The organism is Bradyrhizobium sp. WSM4872 (genome assembly GCF_055811715.1).
Window position 1 is genome coordinate 558 of record NZ_JBVVPT010000031.1, and the last position, 26563, is coordinate 27120.

Here is a 26563-nt window from a genome sequence, read left to right on the forward strand (position 1 = left end):
GTTGGGGGGCCCCCGGGTTTGGGGGGCCACATGGACCCCCTCGTCGCCGCGCCCCCCCCGCGCCCGCCGCGGTAAGCGGGGGCCCCCGGCCCCCGCCGGGCCACGACAACCTCCCTTCTGGCCGGCAGTAACGACACCTCCCTTGTGACCACCAGAATCTGCTAACACCCTGCCATGACCGCACCCGACGCGACCTCCCCTGCCGGCCCCGGCACGGCCCCCACCTCCTGGCGTGACAGCCTTGCCGTTTACCTGCAACCGCGGGTGCTGATCGTGCTGTTCCTCGGCTTCTCGTCCGGGCTGCCGCTGGCCTTGTCGGGCTCGACGCTGCTGGTGTGGATGCGGGAATCGGGCGTCGATCTCAAGACCATCGGGCTGTTTGCGCTGGTCGGCACGCCCTACACGCTGAAATTCCTGTGGGCGCCGCTGGTGGATGCGATGCATGTGCCGCTGTTCACGCGCGCGTTCGGGCGGCGGCGCGGCTGGCTGCTGTTCTCGCAATTGCTGCTGATCGCAGCGATCCTGCTGCTGGCGCTGACCGATCCCGCGCGCTCGCCGTTCTACGTCGCGCTCGGCGCATTGCTGGTGGCGACGGCCTCGTCGACGCAGGACATCGTGGTCGACGCCTTCCGCGTCGAGAGCCTGCCGGAAAGCGAGCAGGCCGCCGGCATGGCGTCCTATGTCGCGGCCTATCGCATCGGCATGCTGGTCTCGACCGCCGGCGCGCTGTTCATCGTGTCGGGCTTCGAGAGCACCGGCATCACCCGCACGTCCGCCTGGATGTGGGGTTATGTGGTGATGGCGGCGATGGTGCTGATCGGGACGATCACGGCGCTGGTCGCGACCGAGCCCGAGCAGTCGGTGCGGGCGGAAGCCGCGACGCAGACGCAGACCGCGTTGGCGCGCGTGCTGCACGCGGCGGTCGGCGCCTTCTCCGAATTCCTGACGCGCAAGGACGCGCTTGCGGCACTCGCCTTCGTCGTGCTGTTCAAGTTCACCGACGCCTTCTCCGGCACGATGACCGCGCCGTTCGTGATCGACCTCGGCTTCTCCCGCAACGACTATGCGGCGATCGTGAAAGGCGTCGGTCTCGCCGCGACGCTGATCGGCGGCTTTGCCGGCGGCTTCGTCGCGCGGCGCTATTCGCTTGCGACCAGCCTTTGGATCGGCGGCGTGGTGCAGGCGCTCGCGAACCTCTCCTTCTCCTGGCTGGCCTTCGTCGGCACCAGCCAATGGGCGCTCGCCTTCGCCATCACCTGTGAGAACTTCACCAGCGCCATCGGCACGGTGATCTTCGTCGCCTATCTTTCGGCGCTCTGCCAGAACCCGCTGCACACGGCAACGCAATATGCGCTGCTCACAGCGCTTGCCGCGGTGGGGCGGACCTATCTCTCGTCAGGCGCCGGCTTCGTGGCTGATACCACCGGCTGGCCGCTGTTCTTCGTGATTTGCATGCTGGTGGCGATCCCGAGCCTGGTGCTGCTGGCCTGGCTGCAGAAGCGCGGGCATTTTGATGCGCTGGGGCCGGTAAGGGTTTAGCGCCGCCCCTACTGCTTCTTGATCAAACTCCACTTCGTGATCACGGCCTCGCTCATCTGGCCGGGATCGTTGGCGCAGGCGATCTCGTCGACCTTGACCGAGATCTCCTTGCCGGCGAACGTTTTCAACTGTGCGGCCTGGGCGTCGCCGCTGGGAACGAGCTGGAAGGTTTCGGGGCCGGTCTCGAGATTGCACAGTCCGTTCGGCGGCGGCAGCCGGCGCGGCTCGGAGGTGATCTGGTACATCGCAATCCGCTTACCGACGTTCTTGACGTCGCGCACTTTCATCGTGTTCAGCTCGCCCGAGAGCACCTCGCCGGCATTGATCGGCTTGCCGGGCTTCGACGGCGGCGGAGCGCCGTCGTCCTGCTGCGCGGAGATGGCCGGCGTCGCCAGCATCGTCAGCGTCGCGAGCAAAGCCCATCGTGTGGCGAAAAGTTTCGTCATGTCGTCCGTTCCGTGAGTCTGGATGGCTAGAACAGGGTACGCTGCCGCATCGCGGCCGATAGCGTGCCTTCATCGAGATAATCAAGCTCGCCACCGACCGGGACACCATGGGCGAGCCGGGTTACTTTTACGTTGGCGTCCTGAAGCAGGTCGGTGATGTAATGTGCCGTGGTCTGGCCGTCGACGGTGGCATTCAGCGCCAGGATGACCTCATGCACCTGCGCCTCATGCGCGCGCGCCACCAGCGCCTCGATGGTGAGGTCCTGCGGGCCGACGCCGTCGAGCGGCGACAATGTCGCGCCAAGCACGTGATAGCGCCCTTGCGTGGCATTGGCGCGCTCCAGCGCCCAGAGATCGGCAACGTCGGCGACGACGACGATGATCGAGGGATCGCGCCTCGGATCGGTGCAGACCGTGCAGGGACTTTGCGTGTCGATGTTGCCGCAGGTCTTGCAGACCTGGACCTTCTCGAGCGCGACCTGCATCGCCGAGGACAGCGGCATCATCAGCGCTTCGCGCTTCTTGATCAGATGCAGCGCGGCGCGCCGCGCCGAGCGCGGGCCGAGGCCCGGCAGCCGCGCGAGAAGCTGGACCAGCCGCTCGATTTCAGGACCCGCAACAGCGCCCATATTACTGGCCGAACAGCCCCGACAGCCCCGGCGGCAGGCCGAGCCCGCCGGTGAGCGACTGCATCTTCTCCTGCATGGCGGCTTCCGCCTTGCGGCGGGCCTCGCCGAACGCGGTGACGAGCAGATCCTCGAGCACCTCGCGCTCTTCCGCCTTCATCAGCGAAGGATCGATCTTGACGCCCTTGACGTCCATCTTCGCGGTCATGCGCACGGCGACGAGACCGCCGCCGGAGATGCCCTCGACCTCGACGTTGGCGAGCTGGTCCTGCATCTCCTGCATCTTGGATTGCAGCTGCTGCGCCTGCTTCATCATGCCGAAAATATCGACCATCGGTGCTGTCCTTGGAAAATTTGGCTCTAGAGATCGTCGCCGTCGGAACCGTCGGGCGGATCGTCGCTGCCGTAGTCGGCATTAATATCGGATTCCGGCGCCTCGGGGGCAAGCCTGCGGACCTCGACGACCTTCGCACCCGGAAAACGCGACAGCACCTCGCGCACGCGCGGGTCGGCCTCGGCGGTGCGCGCATGTTCCTGCTTGGCCGCCTGGCTCACCGAGCGCAGCGTCGGCTGGCCTGGCTCGTTGGAGACGATCACGGTCCAGCGACGCCCGGTCCAAAGCTCGAATTTGCGCGCGAGATCGGAAATCATGGTCTTGGAGGCGTTGGGCTCGAGCGCGACTTCGAGCCGGCCCTCCTCGAAACGAACGAGGCGCATGTCGCCTTCGAGCGCGCCCTTGGTCAGGAGGTCGCGCTTCTGCCCGGCCAGCGCAACGAGCTGGGTGAAGCTCGTGACGCGCAACACGGGCGCGGCAGCTTGCGGATCCGGCGCAGGCGTTGCCATCTGCGGACGGGCACCGCCGCCGCCGAAGGAGGACGGTGAAGAATTCGGCATGCGAACTGGAGCTGCGGACGCTACCGGCCCGGCCGGCGCGTTGCGCGCGGCACTGCCGCCGCTCACGACCGGCGAACCGCCGCCGTTCTGCTCCAGCATCTTGATCGCTTCGTCAGGCGTCGGCAGGTCGGCGACATAGGCGATGCGCACCAGCACCATCTCGGCGGCTGCCGCGGGCCGCGTCGCGGCCTGCACTTCGGTGATGCCCTTGAGCAGCATCTGCCACATCCGCGACAGCACGCGCATCGAGATCTTCGAGGCGAAATCCCGAGCGCGCACGCGCTCAGTCTCGCCATAGGCGACATTGTCGGCGGTCGCCGGCACGATCTTCACGCGGGTGACGAAATTGACGAATTCGGCGAGATCCGAGAGCACGACGATCGGATCGGCGCCGACGTCGTATTGATCGCGGAACTCCCTGAATGCGGATGCGATGTCGCCACGCGCCAGAGAATCGAAAAGATCGATGACACGGGTGCGGTCGGCCAGCCCCAGCATCTGCCTGACGGCATCGGCCTTCACGGTGCCTGCCGCATGCGCGATCGCCTGATCGAGCAGCGAGAGCGAATCGCGCACGGAGCCTTCCGCGGCGCGCGCGATGATGCCGAGCGCTTCAGGCTCGATCTCGACGTTTTCCTTGGCCGCGATGTTGGCGAGATGCTTCATCAGCACGTCGGCCTCGACGCGGCGCAAGTCAAAACGCTGGCAGCGCGACAGCACGGTCACCGGAACCTTGCGGATCTCCGTCGTGGCGAACACGAATTTGGCGTGCTCCGGCGGTTCCTCCAGCGTCTTCAGGAAGGCGTTGAACGCCGCCGTCGACAGCATGTGGACTTCGTCGATGATGTAGACTTTGTAACGGGCGCTCGCCGGCGCGTATCGGACGCTGTCATTGATCTGACGAACGTCGTCGACGCCGGTATGCGAGGCCGCGTCCATCTCCAGCACGTCCATGTGCCGGCTTTCCATGATCGCCTGGCAATGCACGCCGAGCGTCGGCATCTGGACCGTCGGGCCCTTCACCGAGCCATCCGGCATCTCGTAGTTGAGCGCACGGGCAAGGATGCGCGCAGTGGTGGTCTTGCCGACCCCGCGGACGCCGGTGAGGATCCAGGCCTGCGGAATGCGGCCGGTCTCGAACGCATTGGAGACGGTGCGGACCACGGCCTCCTGGCCGATTAAATCGTCGAATGAGGAAGGACGGTATTTCCGCGCCAGCACCCGGTAGGGCGTGCTGGCCCGGCCGGCGCTGTCAGGATTGGGAGGGGCGCCAGCGTCGGTCATCGGTCGATCCGCAATGAAGTGTCTTTCGGCCGGCTTTGCGGAAAGGAGCGCGCTGGCGGCCCGAGCCGCCGGCGCAATTCGCTCGGAAAAACAGGTAGGAGACTGACGAGCGACCCGATCCGGACCTCGTTAGGGCTGCTTCCTTCCGGACCTGACCCGGTTGGCGAGTGGCTCGTCCACCGCCAATCTCCCGGTCCCTATTTGGGGCCAAAAGGACCGGAAAGCAAGCGGGTATCGGCTTGAACAGGCTGGGCTTCACGGTGGCTTGCCCAGCATCCGGGCAATTCCCGGTCTGCCCAGCCGATAGGCTGTGCTTTCACTGCCGGAGGCGCCTTGGTAAGAACGCTGCCGGAACTCCTTCCAACAGAAAAGCGATTGATCCCAATGGTTACACGTCGTGATGTTGCATCGATTGTCGGGCTTGGCGCGATGGCTGCGGCGACGCTGGCCTCCCCGGCCGTGGCGCAGACCGCCGATACCAACGAATCGACTTTCGCCCGCATCCGCCGCACCAAGAAGATGCGGATCGGCGCGGTCGGCGGCGGCGCGCCCTATTACATGAAGGATCTTTCGACGGGCCAGTGGAAGGGATTTTACGTCGACATCGCGAAAGCACTCGCGGACGACATGGAGGCCGAGCTCGAGATCACCGAGACCACCTGGGGCAATTCGGTGCTCGACCTGCAGTCCAACAAGATCGACATCTTCTTCGGCCTCAACCCGACTCCGAAGCGCGCGCTGGTGGTCGATTTCTCGGTGCCGGTCTTCAACAACGCCTTCGGCATTCTCTGCAAGAAGGATTTCAAGCCGAAGAGCTGGGCCGAGCTGAACTCGCCCGACGTCAAGATCGCGGTCGACCAGGGCTCCTCGCACGACCAGGTCGTGAGCCGCCTGACGCCGAAGGCGCAGATCTCGCGGCTGAAGACCGCCGACGACGCCACCGCCGCGCTGCAGACCGGCCGCGTCGACGCGCAGTGCCTGATCACCATGCTGTCGCTGACCGTGCTGAAGAAGAATCCGTCGCTCGGCCAGTTCGTGCTGCCGACGCCGATCTTCGCCACCACGTCGAACGCCGGCTTCCGCCGCGAGACCGACAAGACCTGGCGCGACTACGTCAACACCTGGATCGACTTCAACAAGGGCCTCGGCTTCATCCGCAACGCGATCATCACCAACATGGAACTGGTGGGCGTGACCGAGGCGGACATTCCGCCGGGCGTTTCGCTGTAGTCTTCCACTGTCATTCCGGGGCGCCCCGAAGGGCGAACCCGGAATCTCGAAGTTCCGGGTTCGATGCTTCGCATCGCCCCGGAACGACAATGCCGGCGGTCAAGGCGTACGACGAGTAATACACGCATGTATCAGTGGGACTTCGGCATCCTCTGGAGCTATCGCTGGCTCTTTCTCAACGGGCTCGGCGTCACCGTCGGCTTTACCGTTGTCATCGTGGTGCTCGGCCTCGTCTTCGGCCTGTTCGGCGCGTTCGGCATCCTGTCGCGCTTTCGCGCGGTGCGCCTTCTCGCGCTCACCTTCATCGAGGCGTTCCGCTGCACGCCGATCCTGGTGCAGCTGATCTGGTTCTATTACGCGCTGCCGATCCTGGCGGGTGTCGAGATGACGCCGATCACGGCGTCCGCACTGGCGCTGTCGCTCTATGGCGGCTCGTTCTATTCGGAGATCATCCGCGGCGGCATCATCTCGATCGATCGCGGCCAGTCCGAAGCCGGCGCCGCGCTCGGCATGACCCCGGGTCAGAGCATGCGACGCATCGTGCTGCCGCAGGCGATCAAGCGCATGATTCCCGCGCTGATGAACCAGTCGATCATCCAGTTCAAGAACACCTCGCTGGTCTCGGTGCTGGCGGTGCCTGATCTGGTCTATCAGAGCCAGGTCGCTGCTCATGACAGCTACCGCCCGCTGGAAACCTACACCGCCGTCGCGGTCGCGTATGCGGCCATCCTGATTCCCCTGACCATCATGGTCCGGCGCGGCGAGAAACGACTGGCAGTCGGCGAATGAGCGAGATGTCGAAAATCGAGATCCGTGGCCTGCGCAAGAGCTTTGGCAGCAACGAGGTTTTGAAGAGCATCAGCCTCGACGTCGCCAAGGGCGGTGTCGTGGCGCTGATCGGCCCGTCCGGCTCCGGCAAGTCGACGCTGCTCCGCTGCATCAATCTCCTGGTGACACCCGACGGCGGCAGCGTTCGCGTCGGAGACACGCGCTTTGCTTTCGGAGAAGGCACAAAGCTGCCTGACGTGAAGACGCAGGCCAAATTCCGCGCGACCACCGGCATGGTGTTCCAGCATTTTAATTTATTCCCGCACATGACGACGCTCCAGAACGTGATGGAGGGGCCGGTCACGGTGCGGCGCATGGCGAGGGCTGATGCCGAGAAGCTGGCGCGGGCCCAACTCGCGAAGGTGGGCCTTGCGGAGAAGGCGGATCAATATCCGGCAACGCTCTCCGGCGGACAGAAGCAGCGCGTCGCGATTGCGCGGGCGCTCGCGATGGAGCCGGACGTGATGCTGTTCGACGAGGCCACCTCCGCGCTTGATCCCGAGCTTGTCGGCGAGGTGCTCGCCGTGATCCAGCAGCTGGCGTCGGAGGGCATGACCATGGTCATCGTGACGCACGAGATCGCCTTTGCCCGCGAGGTCGCCGACCGACTCATCTTCATGCGCGACGGTGTCGTGGTCGAGGAAGGCCCGGCGCGGCAGGTGATCGACAACCCGCAGGAAGCCGCTACGCGCGCATTCCTCAGCCATTTCCACCGCACCGGCGCATTGCCGCCGGCCAACGCAGCACCGTGATGCCTGAAATCAACCGCGTCTATCTTGTCACCGGTGCCGCCAGCGGGATCGGCCGCGCCACTGCAAAACTGCTCGCGGGGCCCGGCACCGCGCTGCTGCTGCACACGCGCTCCAACGCAGCCGGCCTCGACGCCACCGCGGCGGAAGCCGAAGCGCAAGGCGCGATCGTTGCGAAATGCCTCGGCGACCTCGCCGAGGAGGCCGCGGTCACCGACGCCGTCGCCGCTACGCAAGGCGCCTTCGGCCGGCTCGATGGATTGATCCTGGTCGGCGGCCATGCCCGCCGCGGCAGCGCCATCGGTACGCCGGCGGATCAGTTCCGCAAGGCAATGGACGAATCTGCGCTGGCGTTCACACGGTTGGTGGACGCGGCGCTCCCGCTGCTACGCGCAGGGCAGGATTCGCGGATCGTGGCAGTGTCGTCGTTCGTCGCGCATGCGATCCGGCCGGAGTTCGCGCCCTTCGCAGCGACGGCCGCGAGCCGCTCCGCGCTCGAAGCGCTGGTGCGCCTCACCGCAGTCGAGCTCGCCAAGGAGAGCATCACCGTCAACGCGGTCGCGCCGGGCCTCATCGTCAAGGACAGGCCCAGCGAAAGCCGGCTGTCACCCGAACAGATCGCCGCAACCGAGGCGCTGATCCCGATGGGTCGCCGCGGGCGGCCGGAGGAAGTCGCCGAGATCATCGCCTTCCTGGCCTCCCCAAAAGCATCCTACGTCACAGGCCAGGTCTGGCACGTCAATGGAGGCCTGACATGACCGAAGCGACCGTCGAACGCATCAGGCTGTTCCTGATCGAAAGCCCGATCAAGATGGCGCGCCTCCAGGGCGTCGGCAACGTCAAGGGCACGGTGAAGCGCGTGCTGATCGAGCTGACGTCGAACGATGGCGTGATCGGCTGGGGCGAGGCGGCACCGTGGGAAGTGTTCACGGGAACGCCGGAAGCGGCCTTCTCCGCGCTCGACATCTATTTGCGGCCCATCGTGATGGGCAAGTCGGCGCGCCGCATCCGCGCGCTGATGGCCGAGCTCGATCGCGCGCTGGTCGGACATGCCGAAGCCAAGGTCGCGATCGAAATGGCGCTGCTCGATATCGTCGGCAAGTCGTCGGGACTTTCGGTCGCCGACCTGCTCGGCGGCCGCGTGCGCGACACGATCCCGCTGTCGTTCTCGATCGCCGATCCGGATTTCGCCGCCGATCTCGAACGCATGCGGAAAATGGTTCCGGACGGCAACGTCATCTACAAGGTCAAGACCGGCGTGAAGCCGCATCGCGAGGATCTCGATCATCTCGCGGCGATCCGGAAAGAATTCGGCGACAAGGTCGATCTACGCGTCGATTACAACCAGGCGCTGCCGCCGTTCGGTGCCATCAAGATCCTGCGCGACGTCGAGCAGTTTGCGCCGACCTTCATCGAGCAGCCGGTGCCGCGCAAATTTCTCGACGTGATGGCCCAGCTCACCGCGGCGCTTGAGACGCCCGTGCTCGCCGACGAAAGCTGCTTCGACCGCCGCGACATGATGGAGGTGGTGCGCCGCGAGGCGGCAGATGCCGTCTCGATCAAGCTGATGAAGGCCGGCGGCCTGTTCGAGGCGCAGGCGATCATGGCGATCGCCGACGTCGCCGGGCTGCCGGGCTATGGCGGCACGCTGTGGGAGGGCGGCATCGGGCTTGCCGCCGGGACGCAGCTGATCGCGGCGACGCCGGGCATCTCGCTCGGCTGCGAATTCTACATGCCGCATCATGTGCTGACCGAGGACGTGCTGGAAGAGCGCGTCGCCAATCGCGGCGGCCACGTCGTGGTGCCGGACGGCCCGGGCCTCGGCATCCGCGTCAGCGAAGCCTCGGTCCGCGCCAATGCGCGGGTGCTTGCGGAGGCGTAAAAGCACGCCCCCACCGTCGTCCTGGCGAAAGCCAGGACCCATTACCCCAAGGAGAAGTTTGTGGCACGAAGTCGGTAAACCCCGAAACTTCGCCAAGCCCAATCCTGTGGTAGTGGGTCCTGGATCTGCGCTGCGCTTGTCCAGGACGACGATCGCGTATGCGGCCCCTGCGGAGCGCCATCCTTCCCCTACCGGAATCGCTGTCGTATGGTCGGAGCAAATATTCAGGGGTTCCGCCCCGCCATGCCCGATACCCATCGGGCCATCCGGAAACCTTCATGTCCGAACCCGTCTGGTCGCTGCACTCCCGTCTGAAAGAGGACACTATCGACATCGGCGATTTGCCGTTGTCGAAGGTGCTGGTCATCAAGGACGCGCATTATCCATGGCTGCTGCTGGTGCCGCGGCGCGCCGATGCGGTCGAGATCATCGATCTCGACGAGGTGCAGCAGGCGCAATTGATGACGGAGATCTCCCGCGTCTCGCGCGCGCTGAAGGAGATCACCCAATGCGACAAGCTCAACATCGCGGCACTCGGCAACCTCGTGCCGCAGCTTCACGTCCACATCATCGCGCGCCGCACCGGTGACGCCGCCTGGCCGCGGCCGGTCTGGGGCGTGATGCAGCCCTTGGCGCACGATGCCACAGAGGTGCAGAATTTCATCAGCGCGCTTCGCCGCAAGATCTGGTTGGGTTGAAAGAACAAGACATGTCAGCATTCAACTCGTTTCCGCTGGGACAACCGGCCTTCGTCACCAACATTCTCGACCGCGCCGCGCACCTGCGCCGCGACGACGAAAAGCTGTTCGCGATGGAGCAGAAGCCGTCGTCGCGCGCCTATGTCGTCTACCGCGACTCGCTGCTGGTGAAGCGCGAGGGCGAAAAAGTGCGCGCGCTGCTCTCGATCGAGGAGGCGCTGAAATGCGGCGCCAATCCGGGCACGATCTTCCTAGGCTTGCGTGACGGCGCCGCGATGTTCGGGATGGGCCTGTCGCAGGCCGCGTCCGAGAAGCTGGTCGGGCGCGAAGACTACGCCCTCAGCGAGCTGCGCGGCATGGCGATGCAGGGCGCGGTGCCCCCGCAGGAGCTGTCGGCGATCGCGATGGCGAAGTCGATGGTGAGCTGGCATCAGCGCCACGGCTATTGCGCCAATTGCGGCACCCGTACCGCGATGAAGGAAGGCGGCTGGAAGCGGGAGTGCCCGAGTTGCAAGGCCGAGCATTTCCCGCGCACCGATCCCGTCGTGATCATGCACGTCGGCGCCGGCGAAAGATGCCTGCTCGGCCGCCAGAAGCAGTTTCCGCCGGGGATGTATTCGTGCCTCGCCGGCTTCGTCGAGGCCGCCGAAACCATCGAGGACGCGGTGCGCCGCGAGATCCTCGAAGAATCCGGGATCCGCTGCACCGACGTGGAATATTATATGACCCAGCCCTGGCCCTATCCGTCATCGCTGATGATCGGCTGCAGCGCGCGGGCCGTGAGCGAGGACATCGTCGTCGATCATTCCGAGCTGGAGGATGCGCGCTGGTTCACGCGCGAGGAGGCCGCCCTGATGCTGACGCGGACGCATCCCGACGGGCTCGCCGGCCCGCACCCGTTCGCCATCGCCCATCATTTGCTCGGCCGCTGGGTGCACGACAAGAGCTGAGACCGGAGATGGCGCACTCTGTGATCGCGCCGCGCATCCTCTGCATCGGCATTCCCGTTCGCGACCTGACCTTTCGCGTCGATGCCGTGCCTGCGCGCGGCAGCAAGGCGAATGCCAGCCATCTCGCGGAGATCTGCGGCGGCAACGCCCTCAACGCCGCGATCGCCATCACGCGGCTTGGCGGCCGCGTCTCCTTTGCCGGACCCATGGGCGATGCCGGGGAGACGTCGAGCCACTTCATCCTGGACCGGATGCAAGCTGAAGCTATCGAGACCACACACATCGTCCGCATGCCGGGGCTCACGACGCCGGTGTCGGCGATCATGATCGAGCCCTCGGGCGAACGAACGCTCACCATCTATCGCGATCCCGCGTTGTTCACCGTGCAGCTGCCCGACGCCGACAAGCTGCTCGCCGGTTGTCAGGCGGTGCTCGTCGAGAGCCGCTGCGCATCGTTCGGCACGGACCTCTGCGCTGAGGCACGCCGGCGCGGCATTGCCGTCATCGTCGGCGTCGATCGCGCGATGTCGTTGCAGGACGGCCTGCTCACGGCCGCCTCGCACCTGCTGTTCGCCAGCGAACAGGTGCAGGAGACCGCCGGCATCGCCGATGACGGCGAGGCGTTGCAGCGCCTGGCCGGGCTGACGCCAGCCTTCCTCGCCGCCACGCGCGGTCCGCATGGCACGATCTGGCTGAACGAGGCCGGCGCACTGGAGGAGACCCTGGCGTTCGCGGTTGAGGCGGTCGATACGCTCGGCGCCGGGGACGTCTTCCATGGCGCCTTCACGCTTTGCCTCGCCGAGGGCGATGGCGTGCGGCAGGCGCTGCGATTCGCCGCGGCCGCCGCAGCGCTGAAATGCACCCGCCTCGGCGGCGGCCTAGCCGCCCCGCAACGCGTTGAAGTTGAAGAGCTTTTGCGAAGCGGGCAGCAGAGGGATTCCACCGAGGCGGCGAGAATATAGGCTTGCCGTGGAAAGATTTTCTCTATATCAGGGAAATCAGCCCCTGAAATGGAACAAAGTTCTGCAAATGACCGATCTTGCTGTCCAGCTCCCCGAGACCAGCCGCCGCCTCGACGCCATCGACCGCAAGATTCTGATGGTGCTCCAGGACGATGCCTCCCTCTCCGTCGCCGAGATCGGTGACCGCGTCGGCCTGTCCTCGACCCCCTGCTGGAAGCGCATCCAGCGCCTGGAGGCCGACGGCGTGATCACCAAGCGGGTGGCGCTGGTCGACCAGAACAAGATCGGGCTCGGCATCTCCGTGTTCGTGTCGGTCGAGAGCTCCGACCACTCCGACGCATGGCTGAAGAAGTTCGCCGACGCCGTCAGCGCCATGCCCGAGGTGATGGAGTTCTATCGCATGGCCGGCGACGTCGACTACATGCTGCGCGTCGTCGTCGCGGACATGCAGGCCTATGACGTGTTCTACAAGAAACTGATCAGCGCCGTGCCGCTGAAGAACGTCACCTCGCGCTTTGCGATGGAGAAGATCAAGTCGGTCACCGCGCTGCCGATCCCGGCGGTGGTGGCGGCTTAAGGCTCACTACAAGTAAACTGTCATCGCCCGGCTTGACCGGGCGATCCAATGCGCCGTGACGACTGAAATCGATCGAGAAGCCTCGGCGTAGTGGATGCCCCGCCCCCCGTGCGCAATTGCGCACTAGGCGGGGCATGACAGCGGCGTGCGTGGCGACTTGCTTACACTTCAAATCTTCTGATTGTACTCGCCGACTTCGGGATGGGTGCGCAGCACGCTGTTCACCATCTCGAACATGTCGTGCATGCGCTGCTCGGAGACCGGGCTCTCGACCACGACAACGAGCTCGGGCTTGTTGGAGGAGGCACGCACCAGGCCCCAGCTGCCGTCCTCGACCGTGACGCGGACGCCGTTGACGGTGACGAGATCGCGGATCGACTGGTCGCCGATCTTGGCGCCCTTCGTCTGCAAGCCCTCGAAGTGCTTCACCACCTTGTCGATGACGCCGTACTTCACCTCGTCGGTGCAATGCGGCGACATGGTCGGCGACGACCAGGTCTTCGGCAGCGCGTTCTTGAGATCGGCCATCGACTTGCCGGGGGCGCGGTCGAGCATGTCGCAGATCGCGAGCGCCGAGACGAGACCGTCGTCGTAGCCGCGTCCATACGGCTTGTTGAAGAAGAAGTGGCCGGACTTCTCGAAGCCGGCGAGCGCACCCGTCTCATGGGTGCGGCGCTTCATGTAGGAATGCCCGGTCTTCCAATAGGTGGTTTTCGCGCCCTGCTTCTGCAGCACCGGATCGGTGATGAACAGGCCGGTCGACTTCACGTCGACGATGAACTGCGCGTCCTTGTGGATTGCCGACATGTCGCGCGCCAGCATCACGCCGACCTTGTCGGCGAAGATCTCCTCGCCGGTGTTGTCGACGACGCCGCAGCGATCGCCGTCACCGTCGAAACCGAGACCCACATCGGCCTTGTGCTGCAGCACCGCGTCGCGGATCGCGTGCAGCATCTCCATGTCCTCGGGGTTCGGATTGTATTTCGGGAAGGTGTGGTCGAGCTCGGTGTCGAGCGGGATCACCTCGCAGCCGATCGCCTCCAGCACCTGCGGCGCGAACGCGCCGGCGGTGCCGTTGCCGCAGGCCGCGACGACCTTGAGCTTGCGCTTGAGCTTCGGGCGGCTGGTGAGATCGGCGATGTAGCGCGCCGGATAATTCTCGTGGAATTGATAGGAGCCGCCGGCCTTGTTCTTGAACTCGGCGCCCAGCACGATCTCCTTCAGCCGCGTCATCTCGTCCGGGCCGAAGGTCAGCGGCCGATTCGCGCCCATCTTCACGCCGGTCCAGCCATTGTCGTTGTGCGAGGCCGTGACCATGGCGCAGCAGGGCACATCGAGATCGAACTGCGCGAAATAGGCCATCGGCGTCACCGCGAGCCCGATGTCGTGCACCTTGCAACCTGCCGCCATCAGGCCGGAGATCAGGGCATATTTGATCGAAGCCGAATAGCCGCGAAAATCATGACCGGTGACGATCTCTTGGCTGACGCCGAGCTCCGCGATCAGCGCGCCCAGCCCCATGCCGAGCGCCTGGATTCCCATCAGGTTGATTTCCTTTTGGAACAGCCAGCGCGCGTCGTATTCGCGAAAGCCCGTGGCCTTCACCATCGGCTCGGACTCGAAGGCATAGGTGTTGGGCAGCAACACGGATTTCGGCTTGGGGAACATTGAGACGGTCTCGTAAAAAAGAGCCAGATTTGATGCAGCCTTAGCGAATGCCGGGCTGCAGCGGAAGGCGGGAATGGCAGCTTATGGATGATAATTGCGGCAGTTTGGTAACGGGGAAACCTGTCCGCGAGAGCAATCGAAATAGAGATTTTCTTGAGAGTATGTGGTCGCCGGAGCCTTTGGGAGGACCTTTACTGCTCCAGCACCATCTGACCGTTGGCGTATTCGAACCGCCTGAGGCGGGAGAGGAAGGAGAGACCGAGCAGGTTCTCGGACAGCGCCTCGTCGGGCAGCACCATGGCATCGACGTCGCGTACGACGAGGCCGCCGACATCGAGCATGGCGATGCGGGTGCGCGCGGCCTTGATGGTGCCGTTGGCGGTGGAGACGGTAGCGTTGTAATCGCTGCGCGAGGGACGCAGGCCGAAGCGGGCGGCCGAGGTCTCGTTCAGCGCAACCACGGAGGCGCCGGTGTCGACCATGAAGCCGATGCGCTGGCCTTCAATCCGGCCCTCGGTCTGGAAGTGGCCGCGGCCGTCGCGGGGGATGTTGAGGCTACGGCCGCCGGCCGGCGCGGTAGACGCGACTGCTACCGTACGCGGCACCGACGTCGCCGAGGCGGAGCTCATCCTGTCCGCCATCTGCGCCATGAAGGTGCCGAGGCCGATCATGATCGCCGCGAAGATCATTATGTTACGCATCACACCACTCGAAGCCGAAGCTCGATTTCACCACGCGGCAGGCCGCTCCGCGAGCGACGCTGCGGCCAGAGCGGTGCTATTTTGACGAAAAGGATGAGCGGACGGTTAATGCGCCGGTGTCGCAGATACGACATATCCTCATCCTGAGGGGCCCCGCGAAGCGCACGTCTCGAACGGAGCGGCCAACAGCGGGGCCGTCATCCTTCGAGACGCTTGCTACGCAAGCTCCTCAGGATGAGGAATTGGTAACGGCGCGTGGGACTAGAACGGGCTCACCGAGAAATACCGCAGCCACAGATCGGTGTAGCGGCCCTTCTCCCAGACGCGGAACATCGCCCAGTTCAGGGCCTGACGCAGCACGTCGTTGCCCTTGCGCACGGCGATTCCGATGCCTTCGCCGAAGAAGCGGCTTTCGACGAAGGGACCGCCGGAGAAGGCGCAGCAATCGCCGGAATCGGTGCCGTTGATCCAGAACGCGAGCGCGATGGCGTCGCCGAAGATGAAGTCGACCTCGCCCTTGCGAAGCGCGGCGCGCATCGCGTCGTCGTTGGGATAGGGATGCAGCTCGGCGTCGGTGAACATCGCCTTGAGATAGGCTTCATGCGCGGAGCCGGCGATGACGCCGACCTTCTTGCCCTCGAGATATTCGGGCCGGATCTCCGGCATCACCGCGTCCTTGCGCGAGGCGAAGCGCGCTGGCACGCGATAGTAGGGATCGGTGAAGTCGACGCGGGCGCGGAGCTGCGGGCTCACCGCCATCGAGGCGATGATGGCGTCGCCCCGGTTGGAGGCGAGCGCATCAACCAGCGTCTCGAAGCGGCGCATCTGCACCGTGCAGGTGACCTTGATCTCCTCGCACAGCGCGCGGGCGAAATCGACGTTGAAGCCGGCCGGATTGCCGTCGGCGCCGGTATAGTTGAACGGCGGATAGTCAGTTTCGGTCAGGAAACGGATCACGGTCAGGCGCGACAGGTCCGGCCGTTCCGGCCGCCGCCGCGGGTCCCAGAAGCCCGGCACCGCCTGGGGAGCGGCTTGCGGCGCGACCTGAGGTGAGGCTTGCGGTGCCGTTGGGGGCTGCTTGGCCGGAGCCTGCGCCTGCACGCACGGCGCAGCAACGAGCACGCAGACGCCGACGACCAGCCCGGTCAGCAAGCCGCGGGCGGATTTGGACGATTTCGCCTGTTGCGATGGAGCCATCGGCTGAAATGAACGATTTTCGTTGGGATCGGAGGGCCTTATAGCCCATCCGGCCGGGAACGCGAGCGCGGATTGCGGCCACGGTGCGCTCCCTCCCCCGCTTGCGGGGAAGGGTCGGGGAGAGGGTGTGTCCGCAGGCGAGAGCCCCTGCGTGGAGAGAGCCCTCACCCGGCGCGTTGCGCCGACCTCTCCCGCAAGCGGGAGAGGTTACCGAGTACGCCGCGCGATCAGTCCGCCAAACTTACAAATACCGCTTCAAGTCCACCGCGGCTTCTTCCGGCGTGCGCTTCAGGTTGAACGGCGAGACGAAGCGGCCGTCGCGATCCATCAGATAGATCAGCGCGGTGTGGTCCATGGTGTAGTCGCCGTCCTTGGTCGGGACCTTCTTGGCGTAGACGCGGTAGGAGGTGATCACCTTGGCGGTCTCGGCAGGATCGCCGCTCAGGCCTTCGAGGTGCGGGTCGAAGCTCGACAGATAATCCTTCATCGCGGCCTGCGTATCGCGCTCGGGATCGACCGAGATGAAGACGGCATTGACCTTGTCAGCGTCCTTGCCCATCGCACGCAGCACTTCCGAAATCTCGAACAGCGAGGTCGGGCAGACGTCGGGGCAATGGGTGTAGCCGAAGAAGATCAGGGTCGGCTTGCCCTTGAGGCTCTTGTCGGTGACGGCCTTGCCGTTCTGGTCGGTGAGCTGGAACGGGCCGCCGATCGCGGCCGGCTGCGCCACCTTACTGACCCCGCCCATCGCCCAGAATACGATCAGGAGACCAAGGACGAGGCTTGCGGCGAAGGCGGTCGCGATCACCAGCGGACGGGTGGAGCTCATGGGCGGAAAACTTCCTGTCGCGGGTCAGAAGCAGGCGGCGAAACCGGTCCTGATCATTTCGAAGAACACTTGGCTGCCATAGTGGAACCAGAGTGCGAGCGCACCGAGCACAACCAAGCCTCCAACGCCAGCACCGGCCAACAGCAGCACGACCGGCGTCCGGCCGGCAGTGGGCGAATTGTCCGATACAGGATGGGCGGGGTGCAGTGGTTGAGCCATGACAACGATCGGGGTGAAGGGTTCCCTTGGCTCTCAAATAGGCGCTGGGGCGTGGCCGGGCAAGCTTACGTGAACGGCGACGTTCGGCCGTCGCCATCCTCGTCATGCCCTGGCTTGTCCCGCCTGCGCGGCCGAAGCCGCTTCGGCGAGGCAAAGACCCGGGCATCCACGTAATTCTCGCCCGGCCCAAGAACGTGGATGGCCGGGACAAGCCCGGCCATGACGAAGGATCAGGGTTGAACGGAAGCGACGACCGCCGGGCCTATCTTGACGATGGCTTGTTGGCCGAGGCCTGCGCGTCGAGGTAGCAGGGCTTGTACATGGCCTGGAGCTGCCTGCCCTTCAGGAAGAGCATATGCGGCGTGAGGCCGCCGCGCTGGTTGATCCAGCGCTTCACCTGCGAGGGATACATCGCATAGAGCATCTGGGTCGCTTCGGTATTGGTGACGGCGCGGCCGTTGCTGCCGAAATCCCACGCGGCGTGGAAGCCCAGTGTCGCGTGCGACGTCACGCAGATTCGGTCAGGCGGGATGGCGCCGAGGACGATGGTGCAGGCAGAGGCGCAGAGACCGTCGATGATGACGGTGTCGCCCGACTGTCGCAGGTCCTGGTATTTGTCGACGTAGGTTCCGATCCGGCCACCGCGGTCATCCGCGATCCGAACCACCGCGTGAGAAGCGCCCATGCTCGCGATCAGGAGAACCGCCGCAAGCAACCCCGTCAGAAACTTCATTGGCCCCCGCCCCAGTCGAATTCGAATCTGTGTGTCAGGTGGTGATGCCCTGCTAGGGTCCGTCGTAACCGCGGTTTTGTCTAGGCATGCCGGCTCGCTCAAAACAAATTCAAATCCAGTGTTGCGCCGGCGCTGCACTCAGCCTGTCTTTTTCCCGAAGTGGAACAAGTTAACGATGTCTTACGCGCCGTCCTCTTGATCTCAGTTGCAACCGCCGGCTTCAATCCGGGCAACTACAGGGGGGAACCTGTGGAGGGGGAGCACATGGAGGGGGAAACATATGGCCGAACAGATGGCTGAAGAGACTGACGTCATCGTTGTCGGCGCAGGACTGTCGGGCCTCGTGGCGGCAACCGAGATCGCGGACGCCGGCAAGCGCGTGATCGTGATCGACCAGGAGGGCGAGCAGTCGCTCGGCGGCCAGGCATTCTGGTCGTTCGGCGGATTGTTCCTGGTCGATTCGCCGGAGCAGCGCCGGCTCGGCATCAAGGACTCCTTCGACCTCGCGATGCAGGACTGGCTCGGCACCGCCGGCTTCGACCGCGACGAGGATTTCTGGCCGCGCCAATGGGCCGAGGCCTATGTGGCGTTCGCGGCCGGCGAGAAGCGTGCGTGGCTGCGCGCGATGGGCCATCGCATCTTCCCCGTGGTCGGATGGGCCGAGCGCGGCGGCTATGACGCGATGGGCCACGGCAATTCGGTGCCGCGCTTTCATGTCACCTGGGGCACCGGGCCCGGCATCGTCGAGCCGTTCGAGCGCCGCGCGCGCGAGGCCGTCAAAAGCGGCCGGCTGAGCTTTCGGTTCCGCCATCGCGTCGATGCGCTCTCGATCACCAACGGCACGGTGGATGGCGTCGGCGGTGCCATTCTCGCCCCGGATAATGTCGAGCGCGGCAAGAGCTCATCGCGCAACGTCGTCGGCCAGTTTGCGTTGAAGGCGCAAGCCGTGATCGTCGCCTCGGGCGGCATCGGCGGCAATCACGAGCTGGTGCGGCAGAACTGGCCGAAGCGGCTCGGCGCGCCGCCGAAATTCATGATCTCCGGCGTGCCCGAGCATGTCGACGGCCGCATGATCGGCATCACCGAGAAAGCAGGCGCGCGGCTGATCAACCGCGATCGCATGTGGCATTATGTGGAAGGCATCCAGAACTGGTCACCGATCTGGCCGCGCCACGGCATCCGCATCCTGCCCGGCCCCTCCTCGATGTGGTTCGACGCCACCGGCACGCGCTTGCCGGCGCCGTTGTTTCCCGGCTCCGACACGCTCGGCCAGCTCCACTACATCATGTCCACCGGCTACGATTATTCCTGGTTCATCCTGACCCAGAGCATCATCAAGAAGGAGTTTGCGCTGTCGGGCTCGGAGCAGAACCCCGACCTCACCGGCAAGAGCTGGCGCATGACAATCAAGCGCGCCACCAACAAGGGCGCACCGGCGCCGGTGGAAGCGTTCAAAAGCCATGGTGTCGACTTCATCGTGCGCGACAAGATCGAGGATCTCGTTGCGGCCATGAACAAGCTGGCCGGCAGCGACCTCCTCAAGCTCGAGCACATCAGGATGCAGATCGAGGCGCGCGACCGTGAGATCGCCAACCCTTACGTCAAGGATGCGCAGGTAATGAACATTCACAATGCGCGGCGCTATATCGGCGACAGGCTGATCCGCACCGCCTCCCCGCACCGCATCCTCGATCCCGCGCAAGGGCCGCTGATCGCAGTCAAGCTCAACATCCTCACGCGCAAGACGCTGGGCGGGTTCGAGACCGACCTCTCTTCGCGCGTGTTCGGCGAGGAGGGCAGCGTCATTCCCGGCCTCTATGCAGCGGGCGAAGCCGCCGGGTTCGGCGGCGGCGGCGTGCACGGCTATCGTTCGCTGGAAGGCACGTTCCTCGGCGGCTGCCTGTTCTCGGGCCGCAATGCGGGCCGGGCCGCGGCGAAGGCCGTGGGCTAGATGATGCGGCGGCGGATGCGCATCGCGGCGGTTGTTGCGGCATTGGCCGCCGCCTCGGCTGCGTCCGCCGATACGATCGACATCGACGGCGTGAAGCGGTCCTACACCGTGCAACTGCCGGCGAAGCGGCCGGTGCCGCTCGTGGTCGTGCTGCACGGCAAGACCCAGCGCGGCGCCGACATGATGACGCGCACGGCATGGCCGCAGGCCGCAAAGCGCGAAGGGTTTGCCGTGGTCTTTCCTGATGGCCTCAACCACGCCTGGGCCGATGCGAGGACCAAGGCGGGACCGGCGCTCCGTGGCCCGCCCGCGGGCACCGACGACGTCGCCTTCATCGCAAAGCTGGTCGAGAAGCTGGTGGCGAGCGGCACCGCCGACCCTCGCCGCGTCTATGTCACCGGCATCTCCAATGGCGGCGCCATGGCAATGACGCTGGTCTGCGCCCGGGCCGATCTGTTTGCTGCCGCCGCGAGCGTGAGCATGAACCTTACCGATGAGGCCGCAGTGACGTGCCATCCGTCGCGGCCGCTGCCAATGCTGCTGATGAACGGCACGGCCGATCCGCTGGTCCCCTACGAGGGCGGTCGCGGATCGAGCTATTATGCCGCAGACGGGTTCTGGTCCACCGACGAGACGCTTGCGTTCTGGCGCAAGCTCAACGGTTGCGAGACCGACAATGCCGACACGACCGATTTGCCCGACAGGGCGCCTGCAGATCAGTCCACGGTGACACGGATCTCCTCGCGCTGTCCTGAGGGGCACGACGTCGTGCTTTATCGCATCAATCAAGGGGGGCACCGCATGCCCGGATTTTCTCCGGATGCGCGCTTCCCGAAGGTCGCCGCCAGCTTGCTGGGATCGCAGAACGGCGACATCGACGCCGCCGAGACGATCTGGACGTTCTTCGGCCAGTTTCCTTGAAGTGCGACGCATGCATAGCCAGCGACGGATGCGTGCCCGGCAACGCATGCGTGCCCGGCAACGCATGCGTGCCCGGCAACGCATGCGTGCCCGGGGTGGCACAGGGCAGGCCGCTGCGCTAGACAGGGCCGCCATTCAAAGGAGACCCCAATGAGCATTCAGCGTCTTGAAGCCGGCCCGCGCATGAGCCAGGTCGTCGTGCACGGCAACACCGTCTATCTCGCCGGTGTCGTCGCCAACAACGCCGCCGGCGAAAGCGTGACGAAGCAGACCCAGGACATCCTGGCGACCATCGACAGCCATCTCGCCAAGGCCGGCACCGACAAGTCGAAGCTGCTCTCGGCCACGATCTACATCACCGACATGAAAACGTTCGGCGAGATGAACGCGGTGTGGGACGCCTGGGTCTCGCCCGGCAACACGCCGGCGCGCGCCACCGTCGAAGCCAAGCTCGCGGCAGCACAATACACCGTCGAAATCATGGTCACGGCGGCGAAGTAAGTACGGAAAATTCACGTGCGCTGACGACCTCAGAGGTAATCGATCAGCGCGCGTGAACCTTCGATAGTCGGGTCAGCCGAACAACACGGCGCCATCGAAGGAGACGACAATGACCGACCCCATCACCATCGCCCGCCGCTATATCGACCTCTGGAACGAACGTGCAGCCGATCGCCGGCGCGAACTGCTGAGCCAGAACTGGACGGCGGATGCGAGCTATGTCGACCCCCTGATGAAGGGCGACGGCCATGACGGCGTCGATGCGCTGATCGCAGGCGTGCAGCAGCGCTTTCCCGACTTCAAGTTCAAGCTGATCGGCGAGCCCAACGGATACGGCGACCATGTCCGCTTCAGCTGGGGCCTTGGTCCCGATGGCATCGACAGCCCGATCAAGGGTACGGATTTCGCCGTGCTGAAGGACGGCCGCATCAGGAGCATCGCGGGATTTCTGGACCAGGTCCCCGCGGGCGCGTGAGCGCGCGCTGATCGTTGCTGCGCCCTCTCTCCTTGTAGGGGCAGGGCGCAGCGGCTCGCCGCAAGCGCTAGTTATTCGCGCTCGCGGAATCGTCCATCGCCTTGAAGGCTTCCTCCAGCTGCAGCGAGATCGGCACGTTCAGCCGTTCGCCGGTCGGAAGTCTTGCAGTGAACCATTTATTATAGAGCGGGACGAGGTCGTGGTTGGAGCCGAGCTTGCGGAAGGTGCGATCGACCACCGCCGCCAGTTGCGGTTCGCCCTTGCGGAACATGATGCCGTAGGGATCATAGGACAGGTAATCGCCGGTGACGCGGAACTTGTCCTGCGCCTTGTGGCGCACGATCAGGCTGGACAGCAGGATGTCGTCGGTCGCGAACGCATCAGCCTTGCCGTCGACGAGCATCTGGTACGACTGTTCGTGATCGGCACCGACAACGATGGTCAGTCCCCACGAGGACTTCTTGTCGGCCGCCTGGATCGCCTGCTCGTTGGTGGTGCCCTTCGTCACCACGATGATCTTTCCCTTCAGATCAGTCAGTGACTGGACGCTGGACGCCTTCGGCACCATCAGCTTGGTGCCGGCGACAAACATCAGCGGCGAGAAGGCGACGCGCTTGGCGCGCTCGGCATTGGCCGTGGTCGAGCCGCATTCCAGGTCGATCTTGTTCTGGAGCACGGAGTCGATGCGGTCATCCGAGGTGACCTTGACGTAGGCGATCTTCAGATTGGGATCGTCGACCTCGACGCCGATCTCCTCGACGATGGCCTCGCAGAGCTCGAGGCTGTAGCCGATCGGCCGGTTGGCTTGGTCGAGGAAGGAGAACGGCGGCGAGCTCTCGCGATACCCGAGCCGCACGGTGTGCGCGGTCTTGATCGCTGACAGCGTGGGGCTAAGCCCTTCGCTGCCGCCGGTCGTCTGGGCGGAGGCACCCGTGGCCAGCTGGCACGCTGCCAGCAACAGGCCGCCCGATATCGCCATTAAAAGGTGCATGATGCACTCCGATCAATGGCCGGCCATCGCAGGCACTTCGCCGGGGATCATGTCCCCCGGCACGGCATCGCCCGCTCCAAGCTCGTGCTCGGGCCCGAGCTCGCCCTCCCATTTGGCCACGACCGAGGTCGCGAGTGTGTTGCCGATCACGTTGGTGGCGCTGCGGCCCATGTCGAGGAAGGTGTCGATGCCCATGATCATCAACAGCCCGGCCTCGGGGATGCCGAATTGCGACAGCGTCGAGGCGATCACGACGAGGGAGGCGCGCGGCACGCCGGCGACGCCCTTCGAGGTGATCATCAGGGTCGCCAGCATCGCGAGCTGGGTGCCGAGCGGCATGTCGATGTGGTAGCTCTGCGCGATGAAGATGCTCGCGAAGGTGCAGTACATCATCGTGCCGTCGAGATTGAAGGAATAGCCGAGCGGCAGCACGAAGCTCGATATCCGCGACGAAGCACCGAACTTGTTCAGCCCCTCCAGCGTCTTCGGATAGGCCGCTTCGGAACTCGCCGTGGAGAATGCGATCATCAGCGGCTCGCGGATCAGCTTCAGCAGATGGGCGTAGCGCGGCCCGATCACGATGAAGCCCACGACCACCAGGATGCCCCACAGCAGCGCGAGCGAGAGATAGAAGCCACCCATGAAGACGATGAGCTTCCAGAGCACCAGCAGGCCGTTCTTGGCAACCGTCGCGGTGATGGCGGCCCAGACGGCGAACGGCGCGAACATCATCACATAGCCCGTCACCTTGAGCATGATGTGGCCGATATCGTCGATCAGCGCCAGGATCGGCTTGGAACGCTCAGGCATCGAGCCCATCGCCACCGAGAAGAACACGGCGAAGATCACGATCTGCAGGATCTCGTTCTGCGCCATCGCATCCGCGATCGAGGTCGGGATCAGATGGGTCAGGAATTTTTCGATCGAGAAGGCGGAAACCGGCAGGCCGGTCGACTGCGCCTTGTCAGGCAGCGTCCCGGGGAAATTCGCGCCGGGCTGGAGCAGATTGACCATCACGAGGCCGAGCATCAGCGAGACGAAAGAGGCGCTGACGAACCAGCCCATGGTCTTGGCGAAGATGCGGCCGAGCTTGGAGCCCGAGCCCATATGAGCAATGCCGCCGACCAGCGTCGCAAACACCAGCGGCGCGATGATCATCTTGATCAGGCGCAGGAAAATCACGGCGATCAGGTTGATGGACGAGGCCCAATCGCCCCGCGTGTCGGGCAGGAAATTGTAGATCGCCGCGCCCATGATGATGCCGAGCACCATCGCCACCAGAATGAATTGCGTAAACCTGTTCGACATTGAACACCCCCGCTACATCGACCGCTTCATGATGTCGCAGATATGACGGCCGCGCAACACGCTTGGCGTGCGACCGTCGGGGCGGATGTTCCCGTTGCGAAACTGGCGGCCGCGATCTAGCTTCATGCAGCGCACAACGAATGCGGCTTGCACTTTTTTCTTGCGGCAGCTGCATCAATAATCGTCAAACGACCGAGGGGAAACATCATGAGCGGCGGCGTCAATCGTCAGATTCTTCTGGTGGAAAAGCCCAGCGGCAAGCTCGGCCCCGAGCACTTCAAGATGGTCGAAGGTGCGGTGCCTGAGCCGAAGGACGGCGAGGCCTTGCTGCGCGTGCGTTACATCTCGCTCGACGCCGCCAACCGCGCCTGGATGCACGGCGCAACCTATCGCTCAGCAGTCGAAGCCAACAGCGTGATGGCCGGCGGCGCCATCGCCGAGGTCGTCAGCTCGAAGGCGCCGGGGCTTGCGCCGGGCGACATCGTGTTTGGTGACACCGGCTGGCAGGAGTTGGCGGCAGTGCCCGCCAAGCATCTCACCAAGATGCCGAAGCTCGAGCCGATGACGCATCTGCTCAGCGTGTTCGGCATCGCCGGCCTCACCGCCTATTTCGGCCTGCTGGAGATCGGCAAACCCAAGGAAGGCGAGACCGTCGTGGTCTCCGCGGCTGCAGGCTCGGTCGGCTCGATCGTCGGGCAGATCGCGAAGATCAAGGGATGTCGCGTCATCGGGATCGCCGGCGGTGCCGAGAAATGCAGCTGGCTGACCTCCGAGCTCGGCTTCGATGCGGCCGTGGACTACAAGGACGGCGCGGTGTTCAAGGCGTTGCGCGCGGCGGCGCCGAAGGGCATCGACGTCTATTTCGACAATGTTGGCGGCGACATTCTCGAAGCGTGCCTGCCGCAGATGAACAATTACGGCCGCATCGCCTGCTGCGGCGCGATCTCGCAATATGACGGCGCGCCCTCGGCACACGGCCCGCGCGGCGTGCCCGGCCTGATCGTGGTGAAGCGGCTCGTCATGCAGGGCTTCATCGTGATGGACTACATGAAGGAAAGCCAGCGAGCGCTCGCCGACCTCCAGGCCTGGGTCAGATCCGGCAAGCTGAAGGTGCAGGAGGACATCATCGACGGCCTCGAGAACACGCCGAAGGCGCTGATCGGATTGCTGGCGGGCGAGAACCGCGGCAAGCGCATGGTCAAGCTCTGACGACCTAGTTACGTCGCAATTGCAAAGTCAATATCTACTTGCGGTAGAGGTCGCGGCGGCCAATGATGCCGCGCGCGGCGTCACCCGCGACGATTGTTTGCATCACATTTGAAAAAATTGTCGGCGTTACCGACAGGGCAGGAATTCACTCAGATGTTCAACACGTTGAAACATGCGTCGGCACGCGGGGCGTTGCTGGCGGCGGTTCTCTTCGCAACTGCAGCAGGCGCATTTGCACAAGCACCGACCGAGGCGCAGAAGAGCGCCATCCGCTCCGCGTGCCGCTCGGACTTCATGGCACACTGTTCGAGCGTCACGCCGGGCGGTGTGGAAGCGTATCAATGTTTGCAGAAGAACATGTCGGGCCTGTCCTCCGGATGCCAAACCGCGGTTCGCGCCGTCGAGCCAGCTGCGGCGCCGAAGACCGAGGCTGCACCCAAAGAGGCTCCACCCAAGGCGGAGGCCGCGCCTGCCGCTCCGAAGGCTGAAACCGCTCCCGCCGCAAAGCCGGCTGCCGCGGCCGCGCCCAAGGCCGCTGCAGCTGCCGCTGCGCCCAAACAGCCGAGCAGCGCGCAGGTCGCCGCCGTCAAGAGCGCGTGCCGCGCCGATTATCCCAAGGTGTGCGCCAGCGTGCCGCCGGGCGGCGCGCCTGCGCTGGAATGCCTGGAGAAGAACAAGGCAAAGGTTTCGCCGGCCTGCGAGAAGGCCGTGAGCGCCGCGGCCGGCGGTGGCGCGGCAGCCACGGCGGCACCTACGGGCGCAGCTCCTGCGGCAGCTGCACCGGCAGCCGCGCCTGCCGTTATCGTGCTGCGCCCGCTGCGGCCGCGCGAAGAGCTGTTCATCGTCAAGTCCGCATGTCGCGAGGATGTCCGCACGCTGTGCGGCAGCGTGGCGCCAGGTGGCGGTCGGATCATCCAATGCGTTGCCAACAATGCCGCTTCGCTGTCGCCCGCCTGCAAGGACGTGCTGGCGCCGTTTGCCGCACGCTAGAGAAGCGAGCCGTCCGGCAGCTGCACCACCGTGGTGAACGGCGGCTGGTAAAGTGCTGCGTCTGACGTGCGGATGGCCAAGCCGGCGCGGTTTGGCTATGCTTCGCACTCACTGCTTCGGACCCGCCGCCAAACGCGCGTCCGGGCAGGAGCTTCGGCGCGCCCGCGCTTTGCCGATAATTCCGCTGGCGCGGAAAGCCGGAGCA

At 65.0% G+C, this 26563-nt stretch carries 28 protein-coding genes and 1 other RNA gene; 16 read left to right on the top strand and 13 right to left on the bottom strand.

Annotated features, from left to right (window positions below):
• Nucleotides 1-174: 174 nt before the first annotated feature.
• Entirely contained in the window at nt 175-1539 is a 1365-nt protein-coding gene (locus AC0L3C_RS29675) for an AmpG family muropeptide MFS transporter (RefSeq protein ID WP_473264464.1), read from the top strand.
• An 8-nt stretch (nt 1540-1547) separates the two neighbouring features.
• Here AC0L3C_RS29675 and AC0L3C_RS29680 read toward each other — a convergent pair whose 3' ends face one another.
• From AC0L3C_RS29680 to ffs, 5 genes are all read right to left on the bottom strand, one after another.
• Nucleotides 1548-1985 carry a hypothetical protein gene (locus AC0L3C_RS29680; protein ID WP_473264465.1) on the bottom strand — a complete coding sequence of 146 codons (438 nt, stop codon included), beginning with the start codon at nt 1983-1985 and terminating at the stop codon, nt 1548-1550.
• Nucleotides 1986-2011: 26 nt separating this feature from the next.
• A complete protein-coding gene (gene recR, locus AC0L3C_RS29685) occupies nt 2012-2614 on the bottom strand; it encodes a recombination mediator RecR (protein ID WP_007604678.1) in 603 nt (200 codons plus the stop codon).
• A 1-nt stretch (nt 2615) separates the two neighbouring features.
• Nucleotides 2616-2945 carry a YbaB/EbfC family nucleoid-associated protein gene (locus AC0L3C_RS29690; RefSeq protein ID WP_007597704.1) on the bottom strand — a complete coding sequence of 110 codons (330 nt, stop codon included), beginning with the start codon at nt 2943-2945 and terminating at the stop codon, nt 2616-2618.
• A 26-nt stretch (nt 2946-2971) separates the two neighbouring features.
• Entirely contained in the window at nt 2972-4789 is a 1818-nt protein-coding gene (locus AC0L3C_RS29695) for a DNA polymerase III subunit gamma/tau (RefSeq protein WP_473409709.1), read from the bottom strand.
• Between the two features lie 94 nt (nt 4790-4883).
• An RNA gene (ffs, locus tag AC0L3C_RS29700) (signal recognition particle sRNA small type) lies at nt 4884-4980 on the bottom strand.
• A 193-nt stretch (nt 4981-5173) separates the two neighbouring features.
• On the opposite strand from ffs, the gene AC0L3C_RS29705 reads away from it, so the two are divergent.
• The 9 genes from AC0L3C_RS29705 (at nt 5174) to AC0L3C_RS29745 (ending at nt 12665) form a co-directional block, all read left to right on the top strand.
• Nucleotides 5174-6019, top strand: coding sequence for a transporter substrate-binding domain-containing protein (locus AC0L3C_RS29705; protein ID WP_473278865.1), 846 nt, complete (start codon nt 5174-5176; stop codon nt 6017-6019).
• Nucleotides 6020-6145: 126 nt separating this feature from the next.
• The gene (locus AC0L3C_RS29710) at nt 6146-6808 is read left to right on the top strand and encodes an amino acid ABC transporter permease (protein ID WP_473409711.1); all 663 of its coding nucleotides are present in this window, start codon (nt 6146-6148) and stop codon (nt 6806-6808) included.
• Entirely contained in the window at nt 6805-7599 is a 795-nt protein-coding gene (locus tag AC0L3C_RS29715; protein ID WP_473409712.1) for an amino acid ABC transporter ATP-binding protein, read from the top strand. The genes AC0L3C_RS29710 and AC0L3C_RS29715 overlap by 4 nt, the downstream gene beginning before the upstream one ends.
• A complete protein-coding gene (locus AC0L3C_RS29720) occupies nt 7599-8354 on the top strand; it encodes an SDR family NAD(P)-dependent oxidoreductase (RefSeq protein WP_473264472.1) in 756 nt (251 codons plus the stop codon). The genes AC0L3C_RS29715 and AC0L3C_RS29720 overlap by 1 nt, the downstream gene beginning before the upstream one ends.
• On the top strand, nt 8351-9478 hold the full coding sequence (locus AC0L3C_RS29725) for a muconate cycloisomerase family protein (RefSeq protein ID WP_473264473.1): 1128 nt from the start codon (nt 8351-8353) through the stop codon (nt 9476-9478). The genes AC0L3C_RS29720 and AC0L3C_RS29725 overlap by 4 nt, the downstream gene beginning before the upstream one ends.
• A gap of 278 nt (nt 9479-9756) precedes the next feature.
• Nucleotides 9757-10176 (top strand): HIT domain-containing protein, encoded by a 420-nt coding sequence (locus AC0L3C_RS29730; RefSeq protein WP_473264474.1) that lies wholly within the window; start codon nt 9757-9759, stop codon nt 10174-10176.
• A gap of 11 nt (nt 10177-10187) precedes the next feature.
• A complete protein-coding gene (gene nudC / locus AC0L3C_RS29735; RefSeq protein WP_473278870.1) occupies nt 10188-11126 on the top strand; it encodes an NAD(+) diphosphatase in 939 nt (312 codons plus the stop codon).
• Between the two features lie 8 nt (nt 11127-11134).
• The gene (locus AC0L3C_RS29740) at nt 11135-12088 is read left to right on the top strand and encodes a sugar kinase (RefSeq protein ID WP_473409713.1); all 954 of its coding nucleotides are present in this window, start codon (nt 11135-11137) and stop codon (nt 12086-12088) included.
• A 67-nt stretch (nt 12089-12155) separates the two neighbouring features.
• Complete coding sequence (locus AC0L3C_RS29745) at nt 12156-12665, top strand: Lrp/AsnC family transcriptional regulator (RefSeq protein ID WP_473264477.1); 510 nt, start codon at nt 12156-12158, stop codon at nt 12663-12665.
• A 168-nt stretch (nt 12666-12833) separates the two neighbouring features.
• On the opposite strand, the gene AC0L3C_RS29750 is transcribed toward AC0L3C_RS29745, so the two are convergent.
• The 6 genes from AC0L3C_RS29750 to AC0L3C_RS29775 all read right to left on the bottom strand — a co-directional run bounded on the left by AC0L3C_RS29750 (nt 12834) and on the right by AC0L3C_RS29775 (nt 18012).
• The gene (locus AC0L3C_RS29750) at nt 12834-14333 is read right to left on the bottom strand and encodes a phosphomannomutase/phosphoglucomutase (RefSeq protein WP_473407953.1); all 1500 of its coding nucleotides are present in this window, start codon (nt 14331-14333) and stop codon (nt 12834-12836) included.
• A 191-nt stretch (nt 14334-14524) separates the two neighbouring features.
• Entirely contained in the window at nt 14525-15034 is a 510-nt protein-coding gene (locus AC0L3C_RS29755) for a TIGR02281 family clan AA aspartic protease (RefSeq protein ID WP_473264478.1), read from the bottom strand.
• Nucleotides 15035-15295: 261 nt separating this feature from the next.
• Nucleotides 15296-16231 (bottom strand): transporter substrate-binding domain-containing protein, encoded by a 936-nt coding sequence (locus AC0L3C_RS29760; RefSeq protein ID WP_473264479.1) that lies wholly within the window; start codon nt 16229-16231, stop codon nt 15296-15298.
• A 241-nt stretch (nt 16232-16472) separates the two neighbouring features.
• Nucleotides 16473-17060, bottom strand: coding sequence for an SCO family protein (locus AC0L3C_RS29765; RefSeq protein ID WP_473264480.1), 588 nt, complete (start codon nt 17058-17060; stop codon nt 16473-16475).
• 24 nt (nt 17061-17084) lie between these two features.
• The gene (locus AC0L3C_RS29770; RefSeq protein WP_473264481.1) at nt 17085-17279 is read right to left on the bottom strand and encodes a hypothetical protein; all 195 of its coding nucleotides are present in this window, start codon (nt 17277-17279) and stop codon (nt 17085-17087) included.
• A gap of 262 nt (nt 17280-17541) precedes the next feature.
• Nucleotides 17542-18012, bottom strand: a complete 471-nt coding sequence (locus AC0L3C_RS29775; protein WP_018453000.1) for a Clp protease/crotonase-like domain-containing protein — start codon at nt 18010-18012, stop codon at nt 17542-17544.
• 292 nt (nt 18013-18304) lie between these two features.
• Between AC0L3C_RS29775 and AC0L3C_RS29780 the strand changes: the two genes are divergently transcribed.
• From AC0L3C_RS29780 to AC0L3C_RS29795, 4 genes are all read left to right on the top strand, one after another.
• Complete coding sequence (locus AC0L3C_RS29780) at nt 18305-19963, top strand: FAD-binding dehydrogenase (protein ID WP_473409748.1); 1659 nt, start codon at nt 18305-18307, stop codon at nt 19961-19963.
• Nucleotides 19964-20884, top strand: a complete 921-nt coding sequence (locus AC0L3C_RS29785) for an extracellular catalytic domain type 1 short-chain-length polyhydroxyalkanoate depolymerase (protein ID WP_473409714.1) — start codon at nt 19964-19966, stop codon at nt 20882-20884.
• Nucleotides 20885-21034: 150 nt separating this feature from the next.
• Nucleotides 21035-21385, top strand: a complete 351-nt coding sequence (locus tag AC0L3C_RS29790; RefSeq protein WP_247338655.1) for a RidA family protein — start codon at nt 21035-21037, stop codon at nt 21383-21385.
• Nucleotides 21386-21494: 109 nt separating this feature from the next.
• Nucleotides 21495-21860 carry a nuclear transport factor 2 family protein gene (locus AC0L3C_RS29795; protein ID WP_473409715.1) on the top strand — a complete coding sequence of 122 codons (366 nt, stop codon included), beginning with the start codon at nt 21495-21497 and terminating at the stop codon, nt 21858-21860.
• Between the two features lie 67 nt (nt 21861-21927).
• Here AC0L3C_RS29795 and AC0L3C_RS29800 read toward each other — a convergent pair whose 3' ends face one another.
• Together AC0L3C_RS29800 and AC0L3C_RS29805 are read right to left on the bottom strand one after the other, a co-directional pair.
• Nucleotides 21928-22851: an amino acid ABC transporter substrate-binding protein gene (locus tag AC0L3C_RS29800; protein ID WP_473409716.1), complete on the bottom strand. Its 924-nt coding sequence runs from the start codon at nt 22849-22851 to the stop codon at nt 21928-21930.
• Between the two features lie 12 nt (nt 22852-22863).
• A complete protein-coding gene (locus AC0L3C_RS29805; protein WP_473264485.1) occupies nt 22864-24159 on the bottom strand; it encodes a dicarboxylate/amino acid:cation symporter in 1296 nt (431 codons plus the stop codon).
• Between the two features lie 207 nt (nt 24160-24366).
• Here AC0L3C_RS29805 and AC0L3C_RS29810 point away from each other — a divergent pair, with 207 nt between their 5' ends.
• Nucleotides 24367-25368 (top strand): NADP-dependent oxidoreductase, encoded by a 1002-nt coding sequence (locus AC0L3C_RS29810; protein WP_473409717.1) that lies wholly within the window; start codon nt 24367-24369, stop codon nt 25366-25368.
• A gap of 153 nt (nt 25369-25521) precedes the next feature.
• Nucleotides 25522-26358: a cysteine rich repeat-containing protein gene (locus AC0L3C_RS29815; RefSeq protein WP_473409718.1), complete on the top strand. Its 837-nt coding sequence runs from the start codon at nt 25522-25524 to the stop codon at nt 26356-26358.
• Nucleotides 26359-26563 lie beyond the last annotated feature (205 nt).